General features: G+C 52.1%; 20 protein-coding genes. 6 read left to right on the forward strand and 14 right to left on the reverse strand.

Translation table 11 applies throughout. From position 1 onward, the window contains the following. Positions 1-728: 728 nt before the first annotated feature. The 3 genes from SH527x_RS08630 to SH527x_RS08640 form a co-directional block, all read right to left on the reverse strand. Entirely contained in the window at positions 729-893 is a 165-nt protein-coding gene (locus tag SH527x_RS08630; protein WP_437194607.1) for a winged helix-turn-helix domain-containing protein, read from the reverse strand. Positions 894-1,217: 324 nt separating this feature from the next. Then, complete coding sequence (locus tag SH527x_RS08635) at positions 1,218-1,433, reverse strand: SET domain-containing protein-lysine N-methyltransferase (RefSeq protein WP_437194254.1); 216 nt, start codon at positions 1,431-1,433, stop codon at positions 1,218-1,220. A gap of 251 nt (positions 1,434-1,684) precedes the next feature. Further along, positions 1,685-2,065, reverse strand: coding sequence for an SET domain-containing protein (locus tag SH527x_RS08640; RefSeq protein ID WP_437194255.1), 381 nt, complete (start codon positions 2,063-2,065; stop codon positions 1,685-1,687). Positions 2,066-2,449: 384 nt separating this feature from the next. Between SH527x_RS08640 and SH527x_RS08645 the strand changes: the two genes are divergently transcribed. After that, entirely contained in the window at positions 2,450-2,737 is a 288-nt protein-coding gene (locus SH527x_RS08645) for a (2Fe-2S)-binding protein (RefSeq protein ID WP_437194256.1), read from the forward strand. A gap of 169 nt (positions 2,738-2,906) precedes the next feature. On the opposite strand, the gene SH527x_RS08650 is transcribed toward SH527x_RS08645, so the two are convergent. Beyond that, positions 2,907-3,248 carry a hypothetical protein gene (locus tag SH527x_RS08650; RefSeq protein WP_437194257.1) on the reverse strand — a complete coding sequence of 114 codons (342 nt, stop codon included), beginning with the start codon at positions 3,246-3,248 and terminating at the stop codon, positions 2,907-2,909. Positions 3,249-3,998: 750 nt separating this feature from the next. After that, entirely contained in the window at positions 3,999-4,346 is a 348-nt protein-coding gene (locus tag SH527x_RS08655; protein WP_437194258.1) for a hypothetical protein, read from the reverse strand. 649 nt (positions 4,347-4,995) lie between these two features. Here SH527x_RS08655 and SH527x_RS08660 point away from each other — a divergent pair. The 5 genes from SH527x_RS08660 to SH527x_RS08680 all read left to right on the forward strand — a co-directional run bounded on the left by SH527x_RS08660 (position 4,996) and on the right by SH527x_RS08680 (position 12,313). Further along, positions 4,996-5,472, forward strand: coding sequence for a MarR family winged helix-turn-helix transcriptional regulator (locus SH527x_RS08660; RefSeq protein ID WP_437194259.1), 477 nt, complete (start codon positions 4,996-4,998; stop codon positions 5,470-5,472). Then, entirely contained in the window at positions 5,469-8,282 is a 2,814-nt protein-coding gene (locus tag SH527x_RS08665; RefSeq protein ID WP_437194260.1) for a TolC family protein, read from the forward strand. Before SH527x_RS08660 ends, SH527x_RS08665 begins: the two co-directional genes overlap by 4 nt. Before the next feature lie 313 nt (positions 8,283-8,595). After that, a complete protein-coding gene (locus SH527x_RS08670) occupies positions 8,596-9,924 on the forward strand; it encodes an HlyD family efflux transporter periplasmic adaptor subunit (protein WP_437194608.1) in 1,329 nt (442 codons plus the stop codon). A gap of 269 nt (positions 9,925-10,193) precedes the next feature. Next, a complete protein-coding gene (locus SH527x_RS08675) occupies positions 10,194-10,892 on the forward strand; it encodes an ABC transporter ATP-binding protein (protein WP_437194261.1) in 699 nt (232 codons plus the stop codon). Positions 10,893-10,966: 74 nt separating this feature from the next. Next, positions 10,967-12,313, forward strand: coding sequence for an ABC transporter permease (locus SH527x_RS08680; RefSeq protein ID WP_437194262.1), 1,347 nt, complete (start codon positions 10,967-10,969; stop codon positions 12,311-12,313). 221 nt (positions 12,314-12,534) lie between these two features. On the opposite strand, the gene trxA is transcribed toward SH527x_RS08680, so the two are convergent. The 9 genes from trxA to gap all read right to left on the reverse strand — a co-directional run bounded on the left by trxA (position 12,535) and on the right by gap (position 20,815). Further along, on the reverse strand, positions 12,535-12,960 hold the full coding sequence (trxA, locus tag SH527x_RS08685; protein WP_437194263.1) for a thioredoxin: 426 nt from the start codon (positions 12,958-12,960) through the stop codon (positions 12,535-12,537). A gap of 174 nt (positions 12,961-13,134) precedes the next feature. After that, on the reverse strand, positions 13,135-13,917 hold the full coding sequence (locus SH527x_RS08690) for an SDR family NAD(P)-dependent oxidoreductase (protein ID WP_437194264.1): 783 nt from the start codon (positions 13,915-13,917) through the stop codon (positions 13,135-13,137). A gap of 217 nt (positions 13,918-14,134) precedes the next feature. Then, complete coding sequence (locus SH527x_RS08695) at positions 14,135-14,917, reverse strand: endonuclease (RefSeq protein WP_437194265.1); 783 nt, start codon at positions 14,915-14,917, stop codon at positions 14,135-14,137. Beyond that, positions 14,914-15,819, reverse strand: a complete 906-nt coding sequence (locus tag SH527x_RS08700) for a TIGR01777 family oxidoreductase (RefSeq protein WP_437194266.1) — start codon at positions 15,817-15,819, stop codon at positions 14,914-14,916. Before SH527x_RS08700 ends, SH527x_RS08695 begins: the two co-directional genes overlap by 4 nt. A 248-nt stretch (positions 15,820-16,067) precedes the next feature. Then, positions 16,068-16,931, reverse strand: a complete 864-nt coding sequence (locus tag SH527x_RS08705) for a serine/threonine protein kinase (RefSeq protein WP_437194267.1) — start codon at positions 16,929-16,931, stop codon at positions 16,068-16,070. Positions 16,932-17,094: 163 nt separating this feature from the next. Next, the gene (accD, locus tag SH527x_RS08710; RefSeq protein ID WP_437194268.1) at positions 17,095-17,985 is read right to left on the reverse strand and encodes an acetyl-CoA carboxylase, carboxyltransferase subunit beta; all 891 of its coding nucleotides are present in this window, start codon (positions 17,983-17,985) and stop codon (positions 17,095-17,097) included. A 354-nt stretch (positions 17,986-18,339) separates the two neighbouring features. Further along, a complete protein-coding gene (locus SH527x_RS08715; RefSeq protein WP_437194269.1) occupies positions 18,340-18,906 on the reverse strand; it encodes a histidine phosphatase family protein in 567 nt (188 codons plus the stop codon). A 24-nt stretch (positions 18,907-18,930) separates the two neighbouring features. Further along, positions 18,931-19,614 carry a ribulose-phosphate 3-epimerase gene (rpe, locus tag SH527x_RS08720; RefSeq protein WP_437194270.1) on the reverse strand — a complete coding sequence of 228 codons (684 nt, stop codon included), beginning with the start codon at positions 19,612-19,614 and terminating at the stop codon, positions 18,931-18,933. A gap of 181 nt (positions 19,615-19,795) precedes the next feature. After that, positions 19,796-20,815 (reverse strand): type I glyceraldehyde-3-phosphate dehydrogenase, encoded by a 1,020-nt coding sequence (gene gap, locus SH527x_RS08725; protein ID WP_437194271.1) that lies wholly within the window; start codon positions 20,813-20,815, stop codon positions 19,796-19,798. Positions 20,816-21,138: the final 323 nt, after the last annotated feature.

A 21,138-nucleotide genomic window follows, 5' to 3' on the forward strand; every position in this document is an offset into this window, starting at 1 on the left:
GGTCACATAATCAGCCCTCGCTTGAAGAACATTCTAACAGTTTCGATTTCGCTCTTCATCATAGCTTTATCTGTAGCGACAGCCGCAAGCATCTATCGCGAATATCATCGAATGTGGAGAGCAGTTGAGGCCTTCAATTGTGCGAGCGTGACTGGCGACGCGATTTGCAGACACATCGAAAAGCATAAGAAGGTTCCCCTCAAATGGGAGGATATCTATACGCAGGCGAGAGAGTCGGGATTGAATTTCGAGTGCGCCGAAAGCGGACACCTTGAAGATATCGTTATCGTGGACTTTCAACGGCTAAAGAACTTGCCTTGCAATGAAACTGATCACGAAAATCTATTCATTATTCCAGCAGAAGATCCCTCTTTCGCCAAAATTGGAATCACTCCAATCAATGAACAAATCTTGAAAGCATACCGCCACAACGTTTGTGGCAACCGTGTTTACCAGGCAAACAAATGAAATTAACGCATAAAAACAATGAGGAGCCACACACGGGGTCCGAGGCGAATAGACGTGCTTGAAGATTGTTGGAGCTCACGAGCATACAGATTTCATAGTGACTGCAGGGCAGGCTCCTGCCTGCCTTGAAGTGTCAGCGAATCTTTCTCATCCTCTATTCATTGTAATCGCCCACTGCAGCTGCTGAAACCGGTGGTTGATGCTCGCCGCCTCCCCGATCGAAGAAACAGCAGGAAGGCAAGCGGGAGCCTACCCTACGTCTACTGAATTCGCTCGAATTTCTCAGCATGTTTGGGGTCAACAGGCCCCACGACCGGTCGGGGTCGACGCCAGTCCAGCCCCAGTCGGTGCAGGCCTCGACGGATGATTTCGCCGCTTAATCGCAGGCCGGTCTCGAATGCCTGCAGATGAGCCAGTAATTGCAGGGCAGGCTCCTGCCTGCCTTCCTTGAAGTGTCAGCGAATTTGTCTCGTTCCCTATTCACTGTAACTACTCATTGTAGCTGCGAAAACTGGTGGTTGGTGCTTACCACTTTCACACTCTACGAAAAATTGCGGACGACGTTGAGGCATCGCGGTGAGGAGGGACCTCTCTCCCGGAACATGCGGTCAACCGACAACCGCACATGCAGGAAGGCAGGCGAGAGCCTGCCGTACGCCTACTGAACAATTCTCATCATCACTGACGTCGGCGCAATAAAGAAGCCGGTGATTTTGATTCACCGGCTCAAAGACAATTCAACTAAGGCATTATTCGAGAACGTCGAATCCCAGATCGTTCGTTTTGTCTTCTGGGTCGCCGTTGTAGTTGATCGTGACTTCTTCACCTGGCTGGATATCACGCAACGCGGTGAATGCTTTTGTTTGCCGCCCCACGTCTTCGTAGTGACCGTAGGGCAGGCTCCTGCCTGCCTTCCTTGAAGTGTCAGCGAAACTGCCTCGCCCCGATTCACTGTAACTACTCATTGTAGCTGCGAAAACTGGTGGTTGGTGCTCGCAACTTTCACACTCTACGGAAAATTGCAGACGACGTTGAGGCATCGCGGTGAGGAGGGACGTCTCTCCCGAGACAGGCGGTCGCCGATAACCGGACATTCAGGAAGGCATGAGGAAGCCTGCCCTACGCCTACTGAACAATTCTCATCATCATTGACATTGGCGCAAAAAAGAAGCCGGTGATTGCGATTCACCGGCTCAAGAACGAAGTAGGCAAGGTCTTATTTGAGAACGTCGAATCCCAGATCGTTCGTTTTGTCTTCTGGGTCGCCGTTGTAATTGATCGTGACTTCTTCACCTGGCTGGATGTCACGTAAAGCTGTGAACGTCTTTGTTTGCCGTCCGACGTCTTCGTAATACGCATTCGGCTCGAAGCTGTGATTGTACATCGACCCGTAGCCCAGAGCGACAACGGCCTTCTTTTCGGTCCACGTGTAGACGTAGTGAGCCAGTTCGGACTCGTCGATTTTATTCCAGGTCACCACAATCAGCGGAACTCGTTCGAACTCGGTTCCTTTTGGAATCAGCCGCCGCGCAAAGACTCCTCGTCCCTTCGTCTTTGTAACGCGAACTTCCAGATAATCTGTCTGTTGATGTGGCATAGCCAGTCCCGGCAATGGCATGAATAAAAAATGGAGATGTCGCCTGTTCAATGACGACTGGCGGAAATCTTCTCGAATTCAGCCGTTCATGCAATGCATGTCCTGCGAATTCCACTGGATTAGACAGGTTCGGACTCTCATGTGGCCGCTCAGCAGTCTTCTCAGACAGGACGAAGGCAGAATGCCGTGCGTCGGAGACTTCGCACTCTTTCGAGAAGTGCTCGAACCAGAGAACGCCAGTTCGGTTCCCCCAAGGCGACTCTTCCTTCAACGACATTTGCGGTACAATTGGGAAGAGATCCGTTGACATCGACCTTGTTCTTCCGTGCAAACGGACTCTGATTAACCGGCACTTTCCACTTCACGGGTGAATATTCAAATAACATGAAGCCTGACGATTTGCTCTGTTACTGCTTTCACGTCACCAAAAGAAAGGTGTTGAGTTACCTGCGCGTTCACAAACCACGACGACCGAGTCAACTCAGCGAATGCGGAGGAGCGGGCACAGGCTGTGGGTGGTGCGTACCCTACCTCAACAAGTGCTTCAAGCAGTATGAGCAAGCGAATCAGGCCGAAGATATCGACATCTCGGCATCTGAATATGCTTCTGCTCGAGCTTCATACATTGAGAAGAAGAACTCGGCGAAGGACGATGCTGCTGCCGCAGAGTGACTGCGGTTCACAACGGCAATCGACTTTGTGACCGCCACTGAACCGGCCTCTGGTCTTCACTATTCAGCGAAACAAGGTTCGTGAAAACCACCGAGTCGAAAAAGAATCAGGCAGGCGCGAATCTGGTTCGCAGCCTGCCTTTTGATTCAATTGAAACGTTGTTGCTCGTCTACTTGGCGCCGTTAGCTACGGTCGCCTGAACAGGACTCGACTCGTCATCGCTCAGATTCGGGAAATGCCGACGGTAAAGAAGGTTTTCCCACCATGCTGGAGATCTCAGGTTTCGATCCTGAGTCGGAACGACCCGAGTCTTTCCACGACGGGTTCTCAATACGAGTTGACCGTCTTCCAGCACTCTCTCCACGACCCAGAACTTGTCCACCTGGTATTTGTAATCTTCGCCATTGGGGCTGGCGGAAATTGCTTTTGCGCGCGGACCTGGACAACTACTGTGTTTGGTAACACGGTAGATCACGTGATCGCCAGGATTGAAAATGCCTGTCATTTTCATGTCCACCCCAGTTCGATTTTTCACTTTCACCTGTGTGTTTGAGCAAGCGTGATGATCGACATCATCAATGAAAACACGGCGAATACGTCACCGTGACTCTTCACTATTCTAGCAAGCCCGAAATATTCGTCCCCTTTCTTAAATAAAAAGAGGACCTGCCACAAGACCAAGAAGCATTTTCTACCGTGTCGCCTTGAGGTCATTCCCCTATAAATCGATGGAATTAGAGCACCTTTCGCATGGAGAAACGCTGCAAACGAATTCGAATGCAGCACAAAAACAGAGCTGCAATAACGGTTCGACACGTTCCTTTACGATCCAAACGATGTCAGGTTCTGCAGCAGAAAATGCCGAATCACCTGATTTCCAGAGCCTGAAATCGTAAATTTGGCTTCAACTGGGCAGTGTAGACCGAGAGCATCTCATGCAGAGGAAGACGGGCTGCTGAGCCGATTCAAGAGGAATCAGAAAGAAAGAGTGCCGGTCCTGTGCAGACGAGTCCTTCCGCCTGCACCCGGGAAATCAACCTACGTTACAACTCAGAGTAACGCTTTCCGCAGAGCCATTTGCTCAAAACGGTGAATCTAGGAGCCACATTGAGATGGAACGGATGCTTTCGATCCAATGAAAACATCACGTTACATGGAGCCGTTTGCTCCTGTTGCTTCGAATCCATTCCTCAACGCGTCCGATCTCCTTGCGCACAACTCCCATGAGAATTGCGTCGCGACTGCGCGAGACTGAAACGGTCTAGCGGCCGATTGTCTCAAATGTTGTTGTTGGGGCAGCGACCTTGCGGTATCCGAGATCGCGAATCACTTCGAGCACTTCGCTCCAGGTTGGAAACTGGCGTCCGCTGCGACGTTTATAGTCGTCCATGGCACGCATGAACTCGACTTCGTCAGGTTTGTAGTCGCGTTCGCATGTCGTTGGATCAATCTGTCGGCGGCGTTCAACCTTGCGGCGTTCGCTCACGCGAGTCTCTGATCCAGTGAATTTTTCTTCGACCCGATTGCGTCGTGCAGGACTGGTGGTTCGACGATCTTTACCGCGTCGGTTCACGCTCAGTTCTGTGGTCATTCCGAAATCATCCTTCATCCTACGATCTCCTTCAGCAATACCAGGGGGGAACCTAGTTCCGGCGTGGATCTGTCCTTCACCAAACCGGAGATTCAACGTCGACACTCCATCTCCCTAACAATGCGCTGTGTTCACAAAACAGGCGCTCTGGGTTTAGAGATTTTGTCAGAAAACATGCCCGACTTAGCAAAAGTTTTCCGATCGCACCGGTTGACCCGATTGTGCGACCAGAGTGGAGGTGGTTTCCCCGAAACGCCCCAGAACGAATCGTTCAAGTTTGGAAACGCACGATGCCAAAACGCACCCTTCTTTTTCACAACTGGTGACATTCAAAGTCGTTCTGCTGCTTATGAAGCCGGAACGTTCACCAGCCCGGCTGGCGACCGGACATTGCAGTATTTCGACAAGTTCAATGACTTTACGAGTTTCTGGAGCGGGCCCAGCAAATAAACATTCCCCTCCGAATAATCAAAAGAATCGACAAAGTTGACCAATTTGATGCAGTCCACCAAGGCAACCATCCGAAATCTTCTGTTGTAGAAGCATTTTTAGCCCTGATCTCAGAGATGCACGCTGGCGTTTGCAGGTCACACACGTGCCCCAAATGGCTTTCGCCGCCGAACATCACTCAGACACGAGATCAGCTAGAGCCTGAGGGTTGACCGCCATGACAGAGCTACCACTGGATCCATGTCCAGGTTGGATTGCGCAATGGAATCAGTTCAGCCGGAAACTTCGACGACTTCTTTCTGATCGATATGCAGAGATCGGACTGAACGATTCACGCGCCAATGTCCTGGAAGCTTTGAGTGGGCAAACTCAACCTGCCACTCAGGCAGAACTGGCAAACCTGCTCGTCATTTCCGAATCGAACCTGAGCGGATTGATCGAGCGGATGCGAATTGAAGGGCTGCTCACACGTGAGCGATGCAGCATTGACCGCCGCAGAATGGTCCTGAAGCTCACCTCAACTGGGGTTGAACTCAGCGAGTCTGTTCGTGCGATTCACAGTCAGGTTGAACACAACTGGCATCAGTATTCTGGCGATTCACAAACAGGCTCCGACGCAGTGACAGTGATTGAGCTCCCGCCCAAAGAAGCGATTCTTTCCCTGTACCCGCAAGGGGAAAGGAGAGCAGCATGAAACCGTTCTCGAAATCCTCCAAACGTTGGTGGAAATCCGCATGCGTCGCTCTCATTGGTACGAGTGTCCTGTCTTCAACAGGCTGCACACGGACATTCTGGCGCAAGCAGGCAGACCAGGATTCCTATTCGGCCATCACTGAAAAACTGAACGACCCTCGCTGGGCGCTGCCACGCATTGACGTGAACGCTGATCCACGAAGTCGTTTCTATTCCCCGTACGACCCAGACTGCGAACCGTTGCCTCCGGACGACGGTGCTGCGAATGTCTATATGAATTGGGTCGACGGCTGGCACGGCTATAAAGGCTGGCACAAATTCGGCGAATCCATGACTGTGGAGAACCCACAATGGTTGGCCAATTTCGGCTGGAGCACAGACAACATCGATCCGCTCACAGGGGAAATCGTTCCTCCCCTCCCGGAGCTAAAAGATGTCACACTGCCTCAGGCTGTCGAACTCGCCCAGCTGAACAATCGTGACTACCAGTTTGGGATTGAGAACGTCTATCTCGCTGCACTCGCAGTGACTTTTCAGCGTTTCCAGTTCGGCGTTCGCTACTTGGGAGCCAATGGGGTCGAACCGACCGCATTCACTACAGGGACCCTTGTTCCTCACGGCCCTGGTGACAACATTGCAGCAGGTGTTGCAGGTGGGGTCAGTCAGGTCTTGCCAGCAGGGACACAGTGGGCAGTCGAATTCGCGAATAACACCTTATGGTTGTTCAGCGGTGGAAACAGCACTTCGACCGTTTCCAACCTGTCCTTTTCACTTGTCCAGCCCTTGCTGTTCGGTGCCGGACGCAAGGTTGGCCTGGAAGGTCTGACACAAACAGAACGTGCCCTGCTCTACGAAGCCAGAAATCTGGCACGTCTTCGACAAGAGATCTTTACGGACATTGTCGCAGGCAGCCCAGGCTTTTTGACTCTCTTGCAGCAGATGCAGGTGATTCGCAACCTGCAGGGAAACAATGCCCAGTTTGAAGAGCAAGTCGAACGCATGCTCGGGCAGTCGTCACGCGGCAAGCAGTTTACCAGCGTCTCCCTGAAGGAATGGCCGGGTGGTCCTTTCGTCAGAGGAAATCTGCCAGTCGAGCTCCGCACCAAGTTGACGTTTGACGAAGGAGTTTCTCTCCTGCGTTGGTCATCGGATGAATTCGTTTCTGAGCGGGAAGTCGAATTACTGCAGAACCTCAGCGACGATCCGGTGTTTCAATTAGCAATCAAAGAACTTGTTTCGCAATTGCAGACAAACGTCGCCACCCTCGACGTTTTGAAGTTGCAGTCCAGCCTGGCGTCCAACATCGTTTCGTTACGATCACAAGAAAACCAGCTACAGAACGATCTCGATGACTTCAAGATATTTCTGGGGTTACGGACCGACACAAAAATGACAATCAACGACTCGATGCTGAAGCAGTTCGAGATCATTGATCCTAAAGTGTCGTTTCTGGAAAATCAGATCAAGGATTTTGTGCAGCGTTTCGGAGCACTCGACGAAAACGCTTTGAAAAATGAAGACGTTCGACAGCTTTACGCAGAACTACTTGGACTGGTGGATCTCGTCGAACGAAACGGACTTCAGGTCGTTCAGGAAGATATCCGGAAGATTCAGCAGAAACTTCCTCGTCGACGAAATGAATTAGGGGAAGCCGACGCTGCCCAACTTGAATCGGACATGGAACGGGCTTTTTTCGCACTGGAAAGAGCCAGTCTGGAACTGAAAGATATCCGCGATGCGGTGTTCGAAGCAGCCCAGACACTGCAACGTCAGGCACTGGACGACGCATCACTTCAAAAGGTTTACAAACAGGTTAATGACCTGCGGGAAGACCTGCTCAAAGTGACGCAGAACTTCACAGTCATTCAGGTCAGTATTCGGGTCGAATTGATCGAACTGCTCCCATTCGAAATGGCAATGCAGGATGCCGTGCAAATCGGCATCGAAAATCGAGTCGATCTGATGAACGCCAGAGCTCGAGTGATGGATGCCCGCCGTCGAGTCGAAGTCACCGCAAATGCTTTGCTGGCAAGCCTTAGCATTGTCGTTGACGGAGACATTTCGACACCTGGGAATAACAAACCACTCGACTTCCGTGGAAGTGAAAGTCGACTACGGGCAGGACTGGCATTTACAGCCCCACTTGACCAGATCGACGAGCGTAATGCCTACCGACTTGCCCAAATTAACTACCAGCGACAACGTCGTAACTATATGCTTGAGGAAGATCGGGTGAAGCAGGATGTCCGCGATGCGTGGCGTTCTCTTTTCGTACTTCGGCAAAATATGGAAACGTCCCGTCGTGCTGTCCGGCTTGCCGCCCTACAATATGACTCGGCAGTCGAACAAAGTAATGCCCCCGTCGCCGCCGGCGCAAGCAGTAGCCGTGGGAGCGGGGTTTCCGGTACAAACTTGCAACAAGCGTTGTCGACATTGCTCAGTTCCCAGAATCAGATGATTCAGATCTGGATCAACTACGAGCGAAATCGACTGTTTATCTATCGAGACATGGGGATCATGGAGATCGGCGAGGACGGCATGTGGGCTGATCCTTTCTATCGGAGTCTTTTTAATGCCAACGAATCCAAAGAAATCGACTCACTCGGGCAAGGCTTCGACGTGGATTCTCCTGGTGATCGTACTGTCGGGGCTGGGCGGAGTCGCCTGGGCGAAGGGAATTCTCGAACCGGAATGGTGGGAAGCCCTGAAGGACGGACAGTCATCCAGGCAAGTGCCGAAGAATCTGGTTCTCGACCAAGCCAAACGCGGACCATTCCTGATCAGTCTGAACGTTCAGGGCTTTTTAGATAGCCGTAAGAACGCAACACTGTCCAGTCTCGTTGAAGGAACGACCACGATCATCAGTATCGTTCCTGAAGGAACCTGGGTGACTCTGGGCGAAGTCGTGTGTGAACTCGATTCGTCGCAGTTGAAGGAAAAGGCGAAGCAGCAGGAAATCACAACGACTCAGGCCGAAGCCTCCATGGCCACGGCTCGTGAAAAGCTTGAAATCCAGAAAACTCAGAACGAGAGCGATATCGCGGCGGCGACACTGAAGTTCGAACTCGCACAGCTCGATCTGGAAAAATACAAGGATGGTGAATTCCCCCAGCAGGAAAAACAGATGCAGGGGGATGTTGCCATCGCAAACGAAGAACTGATCCGTTCTAAAGACACGCTGCAGTTCACGACCGGACAAGTGAAAAAGGGATACGCCAGCCAGAACGAACTGGACGCAAGTCGCGTTGCCGCTCAACAGGCAACCCTGAAGTTGCGAGGAGCAGAAGAACTTCTGCACGTCCTTCAGAACTTCACCTTCAAGCGTAACATCGCCGAGCTGAATGCCAACGCAAAAGAGTCGGAGCGAGAACTTGCTCGCGTTCGCTTGAAAGCTTTGTCTGCCCAGACACAGTGCGAAAAAGAAGCCAACGCGACAAAGCTGACTTACGATGTTGAGAGAGAGAAACTCGCCCGACTACAGACTCAGATCGAAGCATGCACAATTCGCGCTCCACAGGATGGCGAAGTTGTCTATGCAAATATGTCCAACAGTGGTCGACGTTCTGATCAGCCAGCGATTGAGGCCGGAACAACCGTCCGTGAACGTCAGGCGATTATCAATCTGCCTGACATCAAGCAGATGAAGGTCGACTGTCGTATTCACGAATCGTTGATCGGAAGCATCCGTAAAGGACTTCGCGCTCGAATTCGGGTCGACGCCTATCCAGACGAGATCTACTTCGGAGAGATCTCACACGTTTCCTCCGTTCCAATGTCCGGCAACTGGCCAAACACGGATCTGCGTGAATACCAGACGGAAGTTCGACTGACAGATGGTGTCGACAAGATCAAACGCCTTCGTCCAGGTTTGACATCTCAGGTGGAAGTCCTCGTAGACAGCCGGGAGAATGTCCTGCAGGTTCCAATTCAGTCAGTTGTTACGGTCAGCGACAAGCAGGTGGCTTTTGTCTTCACTGGAACGACACATGAGCGTCGTTACGTCAAACTTGGAGCAGCAAACCAGTCGCACCTTGAAATTCTCGAAGGGTTGAATGAAGGCGACAAAGTCATCATGAACCCACGCAGCCAGTTCAGTGCGGAGATTGCTGCACTGGAATCAGAATTGAATACTTCGAATTCGAAGAATAAGGTCGCCGAAGAATCCAACGCTGCTGCGGCAAGCGAAGTTGAAACACCGACTCCAACGCCTCCAGCTGGTGGACCTCCACGCGAAAGCGCTGAGGGAGCAGGTGCCCCACGTCGTCCAGGCGGTGAGACATTCTTTGCTCGACTGGACACCAACAAAGATGGCTTCATCTCACAGGACGAAGCGCCTGAAATGTTGAAGGGACGCTTCAGCGAACTCGACAAAGACGCAGATGGGAAGTTGAGTCGCGAAGAAATGCCCGCAAGTCGCCCTCCACAACAGGCACAGCCTCAGCCAGCCCCTTAACGCCGGGTCTGCCCTTCGTTAAGATTCACGGTTAACATTCAAATCGATTCCCCACGCCATCAAAGCAACTGGAACCGTAACGAACTAGCAAATCAGGCAGGTTGAAACCATTTTCAACCTACCGATATCCGCTGAGACAGGTGATTCCTGTTCGCCTGCATCCAGATACGTCCCCATAGGTTGCCTCTTGGCGATCCCTCCCTGCCAGACACTGGCAAGTTGCCTGCAAAGGCTCCCTCGATTTCCTTTCGACGCGATTCGGTTGAGACATGGAACTGGCTGCTCAGCTCATTGACCTTCACAAGTACTACGATCTCGGATCGGTCCAGGTGAAGGCTCTGCGCGGCGTGACCATGGACATTCCCCAAGGGGACTTCCTGTCGATCATGGGATCATCCGGAAGCGGGAAGAGTACACTTTTGAATCTGCTCGGCGGTTTAGACCGGCCGACAAAGGGGAAGTACATTCTCGCCGGAAAAGACGTCGCGCAACTCGATGACGACGAATTGTCTGCGATACGAAACGGCCTGATTGGCTTCATCTTTCAGTCGTTCAATCTGATTCCGCAGTATACCGTTCTGGAGAACATCGAAGTCCCGTTGCTCTACCGTCCCGGCTATCCACCGATCTCGCCGAAAGACACGAAACGCTGTATCGAAGTCGCGGAGAAAGTCGGACTCGGAGAACGCCTCGACCACCGGCCTTATCAGCTTTCCGGGGGTCAGCAACAGCGCGTCGCGATCGCCCGGGCACTGATCAATGACCCCGCCATCATCATGGCCGACGAACCAACAGGAAACCTGGATTCAAAAACAGGTGAAGAGATCATGGCCATGCTCAAAGAGCTGAATGCTGAGGGCAGGACCATTATCATGGTGACTCACGAACCTGAGGTCGCCGAACAAACCAAACGTCAGATTTTCATGAAGGACGGTGTGATTGCCGGACACGGAATCTTCAAGGGATAGCCCATTTCTCTCTGATAGACCTCCCCCGGCACAATTCGTTTCATAGACCTCGCATCACCGATTGACTTTCGTTCATGTCACAACTGATCCGTACAATTCGACTGGCCTTCAAAAGCCTTTTGCTGCACAAGCTGCGGTCCGGTTTAACCATGCTCGGGATTGTGTTCGGGGTTTTCTCCGTGATTGCGATGCTCGCGATCGGAGAAGGCGCCAGTAATCAGGCTCAGGAACAGGTTCTGCAACTTGGGGCGACCAACATCATCATCAGGAGCGTGAAGCCTCCAGAAGAAGCCGCATCGGCCTCTGGGAATTCGCGTGTTCTGCGTTACGGGCTCACCAAAAACGATCACCTGGTACTCGCCAATACTCTCTCCACAGTGACTGGAATCGTTCCGGTTCGCGAAGTCACGATGGACGTGAGAAATCTGGAATGGAACCTGAACGCACGTATTGTCGGATGTACTCCTGACTATTTCAGTATGAACCATCTGAAGCTTTCGAGCGGTCGCTTCCTCTCGGAGTTCGATGAATACACCCGATCCAACAATGTGGTTCTGGGCTATGACAGTGCCAGAATTCTGTTTCCAAGACAGGATCCGCTTGGCAAGTCCGTTCAGGTCATGAATCGGGCGTATACAGTGATCGGAATCATGCAGGAACGCACCGCCTCGGCGGCCGTCGGTGGGAGCATGGCCGGTCAGGACTACAACAAAGACGTCTATATTCCGCTGTCGACATTCCAGTCCCGCATCAACACCAACAATCTGATCGTGAAACGAACATCCGGTTCGTTCTCCGCCGAGTCCGTGGTCTACGATCAGATTACATTGAAGGTCGAAGATGCCGAGACCGTGATCCCCACGGCTGAAGTGGTCCGCGAGACGCTTGATCGACTGCATGGCAGCGTTCGCGATTATGCTGTCGTAGTGCCATTGGAGTTGCTGAAACAGGCCGACCAGCTGCGAAACATCTTCAATGTTGTTCTTGGCTCCATCGCAGGCATTAGTCTGCTGGTGGGAGGGATCGGCATTATGAACATCATGCTGGCGACGGTGACGGAACGAACAAGAGAGATCGGGATTCGCCGAGCACTGGGGGCCCGACGTCGCGACATCACACAGCAGTTCCTTATCGAAACAATTGCATTGTCAGGAACAGGTGGATTGATTGGGATGGCCGCAGGGTTATGTACCCCACTGGCCTTCACCGGGATCAAACATATCGTCACGACGTATCTTCTTGACGCGAACGATGCGAAATCAGAGATGAGCCGCATGTTCCTGGAGATGACGCCACAGATTGCGATCTGGAGCTTACCGGTCGCGTTTGGATTCTCGGTACTGACTGGTCTCGTGTTCGGCGTGTATCCAGCTCGCTCTGCTGCAAGGCTCGATCCGATCGAAGCTCTTCGCCACGTCTAAAGCATGTCCAGATTCCATGCAGTGCCTCTAAGCACGACTCTGGCACGCGAAATTCAGCCTTCCCCCAATCAGGAAGGCTGCTGCGCTGCCGCATGTGAGATCGAACCGGTCTGACGCGACTTCAGATTTGCGTTGTAGAAATAGCTTCGTGAAAGGCACGTAACAGCAGGATCGACCAGAGAAAATCCTGCTTTGTGGCCATAAGAGCGACCGAACCGGGTCTAGTTCAGATGCGGCTGAATCAGTCTCTCAATCTGGTCAACTTTGACAGCACCGACGTCAGCAGCAACGACTTTTCCCTGTTTGACCACCATCACAAAGGGAATTGCCTCGACTTTATATGCCGCTGCCAGGTCTTGCTTCTCGTCGACGTCAATCTTCACGATCTTCAATTTCTCGCCGTATTTCCCCTGAACTTCGTCGAGCGTCTTATTGAGGATCTGACAAGGTCCACACCAGGTGGCTCCGAAATCCACGAGCACAGTCTGTGGGCTCTCGAAGACTTCCTTCTGAAAATCCGCATCATTGACCTGCACCGCTGCTAACTCGCTGACCGACATTCCGCGACTGCCGATTCGAGTGCACCCGTACCATGATGTCATTACAGACAGCGCCACAATTCCGGCGACGATGAGCTGTCGAGCCATGTTTCACCTGCGAAAAAATTTGATAGACGGCCAGCGAGGTTGAGTAGCGGAAAGATTCCATTCGCCATTCAATCGCTGTGCTGGCCCGGATTTACAATTCAATATACCAGCGACGCCGGAGAAGAAAGAAGCGGGCTTCAAATCAGAAACCCAGAAGTCGGTTACAAGAACAGATCACTTCTTCAACGGCTGCAGCTTTGACATCACTTCCAACAAGACTGCCCGCGGAGTAAATCGCACGCTTGTCGCGAGGATGTTGTTCACGAAACCGGGGATCACCAGTCGCTTGTGACGGCGAATCGCCTGATACCCTTTGGTTGCAACGTCGTTCACATTCATCGCATTGTGTTTGAACACCGGCGTGTCATGCATCGCCGATTCATTGCCAAACTCCGTCTTGGTCGGTCCGGGACACAAACAGGAAACTGTCACCCCGGTCCCACGCAGTTCTTTCCACAATGCTTCTGAAAACGAAAGCACAAAGGCTTTGGTTGCATAGTACACAGCAACATTGGGCCCTGGCTGAAATGATGCTGTCGACCCAATATTCAGCACAGCGCCCTTCTTGCGTTCTTTCATGCCTGGCAACAACAGGTGCGTTAATGCGACGACTGCTGAAATATTCAGCTGAATCATGTTCAACTGGCGATCAAGCGAAATTGTGGTGAATTCTCCGAGCTGTCCAAACCCGGCATTATTGATCAAAACGTCAACGTGTTTGCCGAGTGCAGTGATCTCATCAACCAGTTTCTGAGGAGCATCTGGCAGGGAAAGATCAGATGACAGCACAGTCGCAATGACCCCGTGCTCTTCTTTCAACAGGTGCGCCAGTTCGACCAGTCGATCGGTTCGACGTGCAACCAGAATTAAATCAGAACCATCAGCCGCAAAACGTTTGGCCAGTTCCAAACCAATCCCGGAAGATGCCCCAGTGATCAACACCGTCTCAGCAGCCATATCCCACCACATCTTCTATCGCACGAAACTCAATGAAATCTCGGAATCACACTTCGATCACAGGACATCCGACCGCAAAACACGCTGTCACCCGATGCGAATTTTTACTGTGGGAGAACGTGTTTTGGAATCCAGAATCATGCGGTGACTGGCCCCAGACAATTCGCTTCATCCCGAAGACAGCAATCTCTAAACCTCTCTGCCGTCACAAGTTCTCTTACTTCAACATATCAGAAATTGCAAAAATCACCTGACGATTCTTTCGATTGATCCCGACAAGCCCCCCAGTGACTGGATCAACTGCAATCCCTTGTCCTGTAAATGGAGCGTCAACAGAATCGACATGTGTCAGTACGCACCCCTCTTGTGGAAGCTGCAGGCGAAACAGGACAGGGTCATCATGTCCGGTTGTCAGAAGCATCGAATCTTTCCAGACGCCTCCTGAGATACTGTATTTCCCCAGTCTGGAGACAACACTCTCCGGGAAGGTCCATACTCCAGACTCCTTCCAGCTTGGAGTGTATTTCACGAGAACTGTCTTCTGATTTTCGTCACCATATCTGGCGAAGACACACCACCACGCATCCTGATGAAACAGGACAACAGTGAGACTTCCATGCTGGGAATCCCCGAAGTCTTTGGCGTCTGTCAGTTCCATCGTTTGCACGTCAAGAACTTTTACGATGCTCTGCTCAGGCTTCATCGGGTAATTGGAGTGAGCACAATACATCTTCCCGTTGTGGAAAAAACCACTGTTCAGATGCAATGCGTCTCCAGTGCTCTCAGCAAGCCTCTCCCCGGTCCGGCGGTTGTATTTCACCACGACTTTATTGTCGATTGCATAGACGAACTCGTGATCCGCAGCAGCAGCCTGTCGAGCTTCGACTGCCGAGATTGTGCCACTTTGCTTCCATCCGCTGGTCTGATCAGCCGCGCCCGCCTGGCCAGTAAGAACGCCAGAGACCACAGCGACGAACAGAACAATCAAACAATTGATCATGACGACTGCTTCTTCTTGCTCAGAATCGAAAACGCCTCGTGAATCGTCGAGTGCTGAAAGGAAAATCCTCGCTGGAGCGCGACCTCAGGCACGACTCGGCGACTGGCGAGCAGCAGTTCATGTCCCATCTCTCCGAGTCCCCATTTCACCGCGAAAGCAGGCACTCGCATGACAGCTGGCCGATTCAACGCTCTCCCCAACGCGTCAGTAAATTCCTGATTCGTCACCGGCCCAGGAGCGACACCATTTACAGGTCCATGCAGGTCCGTTGTTTCGATGCAGAATCGATAGATCGAAGCGATATCCGCGGCGCTGATCCAGCTCCAATACTGCTTCCCGCTTCCGATCGGCCCCCCCAATCCCAGCCGAAAAGCAGGTAACATGGCTCTGAGTGCCCCTCCTTTTGGAGAGAGAACCATTCCTGTGCGGACATTCGTCACACGCGTCAGCTCACGAATGGGATCAGTCGTTTCTTCCCAGTCCTGACAGACTTCACTGAGAAACTCGTCGCCAGCTGGACTCTGCTCCGTCAGGACGGTGTCCCCGCTTTCCTTGTAGTAGCCGATTGCGGAAGCCACAACAAAGCACTTTGGCGGCCGAGTCATTCTCTGAATAGCATCAACCAGCACTTGTGTCGTATTCACACGACTCTCGTGAATGGCGGCTCGCTTCGCCTGAGTCCACCTCAACCCTACGACTGGTTCCCCGGAGAGATGCACCAGTGCTTCACAGCCTTCAAGAATGGTCGCGGACATTCGGCGACCAGCAGTGTCCCAGTTCCGCTCGTTTCGATTCATCGGCTCACGACGAACCAGACGAGTGACCTGATGCCCGGCTGATTCCAAAACCGGTACCAAATGACTTCCGACGAGTCCAGATGCTCCCGATATAAAGACATTCATCAAGGTTCTCTCGGTGCTATCTACGTCTGCCGGGGGACGCTTGGAATCCCTCATCTGCAACGCAAAGGTCGGCTGCTTCTGTGCAACCCCAAACGTGCAAACGATGTGCCTGTGGCTGGAATTCAGCTTGACGCTCAGGCAAATCGGGATGACAAGATTGAAGATCCCATCAGATCCAGCTCAATCTCGTCGACAATCGTTCGCAGACGAAACGCATGCAAAACATCTCTGACATGCGTCGTAAAAACCTAAGATGACGTAACTGTCCTGAATCGAGCAACCATTTCTTTGACACTTTGCCAGCGTTCGTCAGGTTCGCACTTCAGACCTGTCATAATCGTTTCAGCAACAACCGGATTGAGATTCGGCAGTCTCAACAGAATCTCATGCGGGGGCTGATTCACATGCTGCATCACCGCATCCAGAGTATTGGCAGCTGGCCACGGAAATGTCTTGGTGAACATTTCATAGCATGTGACCGCATATGAGAAGACATCAATTCGCTGATCCGTTGGCAAGCGGCGCACGAGTTCAGGCGCCATGTACATCGCCGTTCCTGTGCGGTTTCCTGGTCTGCGAAACGGAGGGGTATTCGGAACCATCAATCCAAAGTCCATCAGCTTCAGCACATCTTTTGAGCTGATCATGATGTTCCTTGGGCACATGTCCCGATGAATGAACTGCTGCTGGTGAACGTAGGAAAGCGCCTCACCTAACTGAATACAGTAGGACAGACAGTGCTTTTTCATATGAGGATTCTGAGTCTGAATCAACGACTGCAGACCAATCCCCTCAATGAACTCCATGACCAGAAACTGTTCGTCTTTCGTTGTCAGCCCGTGCTCGAATGTTTTCACGAGATTGGGGTGATTCAACGAAACGGAGATGGCCCCTTCCTTAGGCTTCTCCATCCCCACGAATCGCTTCTCCAGCGCGATCGTCTTTTCCTTATCAAGCACCTTCAGGGCAACCAGCTGTCCGGTCTTTGTGTCTGTTGCTTTCCAGACTTTGGACATCGTTCCGTTTCCAATCGGCTTCTCCAGCCGAAAGCGTTTCGCGATGTCGACCTTAGCAGGTCCGCTTCCCTGAAAGAGTTTTTTAAGGAAGTTCATGAGCCCCTTGCCTGCGTCTCTAGCAGCGTCAAAAACAGGTACAGGCTGATTTACACAACCTGTACTCCCCCAGCATCGATGAGTCAGGCGAGCTTCTTAAGACTGCTCACCCAACAAAAGCAAAGAGCGATGATCAGAAATCATCGCTCAAGTCATTCTCAAATTATCGGGGAATCTCACAGTAATCGATAATGCTTGCAATCTCACTCCGCAGGTCAGGGCGAGACACGATGCGATCGATAAAGCCATGTTTCAAAAGAAACTCGCTCGTCTGGAAATCCGCAGGCAGCTTCTGCTTGGTGGTTCCGCTGATCACGCGTGGACCAGCGAATCCGATCAATGCCTTTGGTTCTGCAATGATCACATCCCCCAGCGAGGCAAAGCTGGCGGCAACGCCCCCCATTGTCGGGTTTGTCATCACAGAGATGAAGAGCCCCCCCACTTCGTGATATCGCCCCAGTGCGGCGGAAACTTTGCCCATCTGCATCAAAGAGAAAATCCCTTCATGCATTCGGGCACCACCGCCAGAACCACTGACAATGATAAGTGGCAAGCGCTGCTTGGTTGCTTCTTCAATCGCCCGGGTCAGCTTCTCACCGACCACCGAGCCCATACTTCCCATGATGAAGGAAGAGTCAGTCAGACCGAAGACGAGCGGACGACCACGCAGATAGCCGCGGCCGACAACGCACGCTTCCTTCATCCCCGTCTTCTTCTGTTCTTCGATGACGCGGTCTTTGTAGGAACGCTTATCTGCGAAGTTCAGCGGGTCTTTAGGAGTCAGACCGGGATACCATTCTTCGAAGCTGCCTTCGTCCAACAATTGCTTGATTCGGTCGGCAGCCGACACATAGAAGTGATGCCCACACTCCGGGCAAAGACGATGAGTTTTATTCAGATGCTTCCGAAAAATCGTGGCTGTGCAGGCATCGCACCGCATCCACAATCCTTCAGGCACTCCGCGTTTCTTCCGTGCTGCCAATGTCTCCTCCGTGTGGGGCACTGGAACATCGGGAGAAGCTGGAGTATTGATCGTATCTGGGCTTGTGCTCATGTTTTATACGGATTCAGCAGGAACATGCCGCCAAAGCGGATTGATTGAAACGAAATGGATTCTGATCCGACGAACATCGATTTTCGTCAGAATCGAATGCCGAGATACGGGCACAATCTTGGATCGTAAATGAATCATCGTCACATAAAGTGAGAGTCTGGTTCATTTCATCGACAATGCAATAAATTTGCAGCAATGAAACAGCTAAACCAGACCCCTGACAGATCCACTGTTGTTTCCGTATTGCCGATCACTGGTCTTAATGGCGAAATCTGAGCGCAATTTAAACCAGTGACGGCTATTCCATTCTCGGAATTTCGCACAAAAAAGTCGAGCCCAGCTTGGCTGTCACTTTCAGGTGACGGTCTCAGGTGTCTCCAGGCACTCCACTCGACTGCGATAGTCCGCCATTTTTGCCGGTCCACACAGTTTCGGGCCGTGGCCTTTCAGGACACTGACAACCAGAGTTGCCAACGGCTCTGAAGCAACGATTGCGAACGAAATGTTCTTGCGCATTAACTTTCGCAATGCGCGCGACGCACGATCACAGGCTTCATCACAGGTTTCTCCCTGTGGAGCACAGACTGATTCCGGAGCTTCTTCCCATTGCCGAAACAAACGAGGCTGCTTCTGCCGGATCTCGGCGCGGGACATCCCCTGCCAAAGCCCCAGATTCACGTTCGCCAAGCGGTCGAGAACCTTTAATGGAACTCCCAACTCATCAGCGATGCGTTCAGCCGCTGCCAGCGATGGCTGACTCGGTGACGCATACAACACATCAAGATCCTGCCCACGAAGGGCTTCAATGATCTCGGCAACCTGAGCTTCTCCCCGATTTGTCATCGGAAGATTCAAGTCACCCTGGATACGATCCTGGACATCGAATTCCGTCTCGCCAGGCCGAACCACAAAACGCGACATATAAAGTCCAAATTAGGTAACCGGTCACGTCCGAGCATCAACTGCCAGGCGTTCCATCTCTGCGATGGCCGTCTCGTAGCAGTCTTGATCAAAGATCGAACTTCCGGCAACAAAGACCTCCACACCCGCAGCCGAGACTTCAGGAACAGTCTTGGGACCAATTCCGCCGTCGATCGAAATCAGGATGTCGGAGCCGAACAGTTGACGGACCTCTTTGACCTTGTCCGTCGCACTGGGAATAAATTTCTGACCACCAAACCCCGGATTCACACTCATCACCAGCACAAGGTCACACTCACCAACGAGTGATGCAATGGTTGAGACAGGAGTGCCCGGATTGATCGCAATCCCTGCCAGACGACCGGCTTCACGAATTCGTCGTAACACCGGAACTGGCTCAGGACATGCCTCGACATGGATCGTAATCCAATCACACCCAACGCGAATGTACTCGTCAAGCCAGCGGCCTGGGTCATCGATCATCAGGTGTGCATCAAGAATCAAATTGGTTCGCTCCCGAATTCGCTCGATGACCATCGGGCCATAGCTCAAATTTGGGACGAAATGGCCATCCATCACATCCAGGTGCAGCAGCTTTGCATGCGCATCTTCCAACCGGGCAATTTCCGCTTCTAGATTGCCGAAGTCACACTTCAGCATCGAAGGAGCAATCAACGGACCTGTGAGACGTGCTGCTTTGAGTGTCATTACCTGAAAACGCGTTCGATTCTTACCGGATGGCCAATAGTAAAACAGGGTCGTCTCTCTGAAACAGGAGACGACCCACGGTCATAATCTTACTCAAACCCGACAAGGACAGGTACTGCCGACTTGAAAAATCTTTTCAATGTAGACAGGCACCCGCCGAATGTCATGGCCGGTGATAGACTTAGAGCTTTGCCAACTTTGAGATCAAGTCAGCGGTACGGTTTGAATAGCCGTACTCGTTGTCGTACCAGCTGAGAACCTTCAGAAGGTTTCCGCCGATCACCTGAGTCCAGCTGCCATCAAAGATGCTGCTGTAGGTGCTGCCGATGATATCTGATGACACGATCGGATCTTCGGTGTACTGCAGGATTCCCTTCAGTGAACCTTCAGAAGCGGCCTTCATCGCCTCGTTAACGTCTTTTGCAGTCACGTCTTTTGACATCACAGCAACGAGGTCGGTCACACTGCCTGTTGGAACTGGAACACGGAGAGAGATCCCGGTCAGTTTTCCATTCAAAGCTGGAAGAACTTCGCCGACAGCCTTTGCAGCGCCGGTTGAAGTCGGAATCACGTTGATCGCAGCTGCGCGAGCGCGGCGTGGGTCGCTGTGAATCTGATCGGAAACACGCTGATCGTTCGTGTAAGCGTGAACGGTGGTCATCAGACCTTTTTCAATCCCGAACGTTTCGTGAAGCACCTTTGCCATTGGAGCGAGGCAGTTTGTGGTGCAGCTTGCGTTCGAAACAGTCTTGTGCTCAGCAGTCAGCTGATCGTCGTTCACACCGCAAACAACGGTGAGATCTGGCTTATCAGAAGCTGGAGCAGAGATCACGACCTTTGAAGCTCCCGCTTCGAGGTGACTGTCGTAACCTGGCTTGCCGTCTTTTGCGCGACCGGTGAAGAAACCAGTTGACTCGAGGGCAACTTGAACGCCGAGTTGCTTCCAAGGCAGGTTGCGAGGATCACGCTCAGCAACAACCTTAACTCGCTTGCCGTTGATCACGATTGAGTCGCCATCAACACTGACTTCGCCAGGGAATCGACCCTGAACGCTGTCGTACTTCAGCAGCATTGCCAACGCTTTTGGATCGCCCAGGTCGTTGATGGCAACAATGTCAAACTCGGAACCGCGTGCCAACATAGCTCGCAGTGTAATACGCCCAATACGCCCAAACCCGTTAATGCCGACGGTGACTGCCACGACAAGCTTCTCCCAAAAAACGAAAACCTTATTACTTCAACCTCTAAGTTGAGTCGGCAGATTGTACTGCCGCAGAAACAAGCTCTCAACTGCTGCAACCGGAACTTTTGGTCGAAACGCAACACACGAAAACACTGACCGTCCCGTTACAGACTCTTTACCCAAACCCCGCAACTAAACCTAACACCTGCCCTGCCAAATCGTATTCCTCCGCTTAACAGCAGCAACTCCGTTCAATCTACCCAGCGAGAGAGCAGCCACCCGAAACAATGCGTAACCCCCTCCCCTGAAGCCACTTCCACCGACACACCACCACAACAGAT

This window comes from Planctomicrobium limosum (assembly GCF_051465645.1).
Classification (GTDB): domain Bacteria; phylum Planctomycetota; class Planctomycetia; order Planctomycetales; family Planctomycetaceae; genus Planctomicrobium.